Consider the following 2,873-nt stretch of genomic DNA (forward strand, 5'->3'; position numbering starts at 1 on the left):
GAACAAGATAAACAGGACGAACAAGATAAACAGGACGAACAAGATAAACAGGACGAACAAGATAAACAGGACGAACAAGATAAACAGGACGAACACAATAAGCAAACACAATTAGAACCTATAATAGAAACAAACTCGCACAGCTTAGATATATGGGATGAAATTTCTCTAAAAGAAATACAAGCTGGGGAACACACAAATTTATTTGAAGAAAAAAGTGATTATCAAAATATTAATTTAGTACAAGTCAGCGATGTTCGCCTCTATTTGGACAAACAACTACAATTTAGTTCCGTTGATGAGCAAATTTATCATGAAGCACTTGTGCATCCAATTATGTCAAAGGTAATTGATCCAAAACGTGTTCTCATATTAGGCGGTGGCGATGGTCTTGCCTTACGAGAGGTATTGAAATATGAAACAGTATTACATGTAGACCTTGTTGACCTAGACGAGGCAATGATTAATATGGCGCGTAACGTTCCTGAATTAGTTGCTTTGAACAAAAGCGCATTTTTTGATAATCGTGTGAATGCACACGTATGCGATGCAAAAGAGTTTTTGAATTCTCCTTCCTCTTTATACGATGTAATCATCATTGATTTCCCTGATCCAGCGACAGAGTTATTAAGTACTTTATATACAAGCGAACTTTTTGCTCGTATAGCTACATTCTTAACAGAAGATGGTGCTTTCGTCTGCCAATCTAATTCACCTGCTGATGCACCTCTTGTATATTGGAGTATCGGTAATACAATTGAAAATGCCGGCTTAATTGTAAAAAGCTATCATATAATTGTTCCTTCTTTCGGAACTGACTGGGGATTTCATATTGCAGCTAATTCTGCCTATGTACTCGATCAAATTGAGCAATTATACGTAGTACCAACTCCTCGAACATTACCTTCTCTTCTTTTTCCTTTATTTCAATTTAAAGAAGAACATTTAGATCACCGTAATCTCGCTCTTCTAAACTCAGAATCCAATCTTATCCTACATCAATGTTACAAAAAGGAAATGGAGTTTTGACGATATTATAGTAAGGAGTGCTAACCTATGGAATATTCTACTTTCGGTAAGCATATAATAGTAGATTTGTGGGGAGTGGATTTTTCCCTCTTAGATGATATTCACTTTTTAGAACGCCATTTAGTTGTCGCTGCCGACCATTCTGGCGCACATGTTTTAAATGTAAGTACAAAAGAATTCCATCCTTATGGCGTTACAGTATTAGTGTTACTATCAGAAAGCCATCTTTCTATTCACACTTATCCAGAAAAAAACTTTGCAGCAATTGATTGCTATACATGCGGTACAACTGTTGAACCACAAATGGCGATTGATTATATCGTAAATATATTAAAACCGGAGCAGATACAAATAAAAAAATTGATTCGTGGTATAGGAGAAATTGTTACTATCGATTAACTATTTCTCTTACTCATCCGTAAAAAGGAGGATTGCAACTACCATCAGTGGGATGAACACCCCACTGATGGTGCGGGCAAATACATAAAAAAACCTTGCATACGCAAGGTTCATTCATTCACTGACATCTTCCTATATAACTCTACAAATTCACTCGCTAATTCCTTTACTGTAATCGCATTCATTAAATGATCTTGTGCGTGCACCATCAGTAAGGTAACCTCTGTCTTTTCCCCACCAGCCTCTTTTTGTATAAGCTCCGTTTGTACACGATGTGCCTCTTTTAATTCTTCTAGTGCCTCTTGTAATTTAGCTTCAGCTTCTGTAAACGCCCCACGCTTCGCGCAATCAATTGCTTCCATTGAACAACTTCTTGCATTTCCCCCATGCAAGATTAGATGAAAAGCTTTCGTCTCTATCGTATCCATTTTAGTTCTTTACTCCCCCTTTTCTTCAGCTAATTTTTGTTTATCCCATATTTTTAAGAACGGTAAATAAATAAAGAATGCTAGTGCAAAGTTAACAAGTTGCAAAATAACACCTGAAATTTTCCCACCCGATCCTAAATATCCACTAAAAAGAATAGGTGTCGTCCAAGGTACAGCCGCTCCGCTCGGACGAGCAACTAATCCCCATTCCATCGCAAAGTAAGAAACAAGCGTTAATACAACTGGAACTAATATAAATGGAATAAGTAAAAGTGGATTCATTACAATCGGCATGCCGAACGTCACCATTTCATTAATATTAAAAATACCAGGTGCAATGGACAATCGACCAATACTTTTTAATTGCTGACTTCGTGCAAACAATAACATTCCTACAACTAAAGCAAGTGTTGCACCAGAACCACCCATGTAAATCCACAAGTCAAAGAACTGTGCCGTAATTGTATTCGGTACATCTTGACTAGCCTGAAACGCTACGCGATTTTGATCCATTAACGATAACCAAATCGGGCTCATTACACCACCAACAATTGCAGCACCATGAATTCCGCACGCCCAAAGAACATGGACAATAATAACTGCAATTACTGCGCCCCAAAGACTAGCACCAAGTACACTAAGTGGCTCTTGCAGCAGCTTCCCTACAACATTATGAATACTTCCGAAAGTTGTATGTTCAAAAATCAATCTAATGATCCAAACAACTGTCACAACAATAAATCCTGGAATAAGAGCAGCAAATGAACGTGTTACTGCAGGTGGAACTGTCTCAGGCATCTTTATAATCATTTTTTTCTGTACAATAAATCGGTATATTTCAGTAGATATAATTGCAATAATCATCGCTACAAATAAACCTTGGCTTCCCATTAACGCCGCTGGGATTGCTCCATCTACAATCACACTTTCCTTCGTGCTTGGTATAATATATGCAACTTGAAATGGAGTCGCAAGTAAAAATGTCACAAGCGACAATGCCCCGGATGCTAAAGCATC

The 2,873-nt window shown here is 37.6% G+C and carries 4 protein-coding genes; 2 read left to right on the forward strand and 2 right to left on the reverse strand.

Annotated features, from left to right (window positions below; genetic code table 11):
- Both JDS92_RS29860 and speD read left to right on the forward strand, forming a co-directional pair.
- The coding region (locus JDS92_RS29860; RefSeq protein WP_165406313.1) for a polyamine aminopropyltransferase at positions 1–1,029 on the forward strand (1,029 nt) is incomplete at its 5' end.
- A 27-nt stretch (positions 1,030–1,056) separates the two neighbouring features.
- Complete coding sequence (gene speD / locus JDS92_RS29865; protein WP_000456812.1) at positions 1,057–1,428, forward strand: adenosylmethionine decarboxylase; 372 nt, start codon at positions 1,057–1,059, stop codon at positions 1,426–1,428.
- A 110-nt stretch (positions 1,429–1,538) separates the two neighbouring features.
- Here speD and JDS92_RS29870 read toward each other — a convergent pair whose 3' ends face one another.
- Together JDS92_RS29870 and celB are read right to left on the reverse strand one after the other, a co-directional pair.
- Entirely contained in the window at positions 1,539–1,856 is a 318-nt protein-coding gene (locus tag JDS92_RS29870; RefSeq protein ID WP_000379629.1) for a PTS sugar transporter subunit IIA, read from the reverse strand.
- Between the two features lie 9 nt (positions 1,857–1,865).
- Positions 1,866–2,873: PTS cellobiose transporter subunit IIC (gene celB, locus JDS92_RS29875; protein WP_199633023.1), on the reverse strand; the 1,008-nt coding region annotated here is incomplete at its 5' end.

The organism is Bacillus cereus group sp. N12 (assembly GCF_016483575.1).
In the GTDB taxonomy this organism is placed as follows: Bacteria; Bacillota; Bacilli; order Bacillales; family Bacillaceae_G; genus Bacillus_A; species Bacillus_A toyonensis.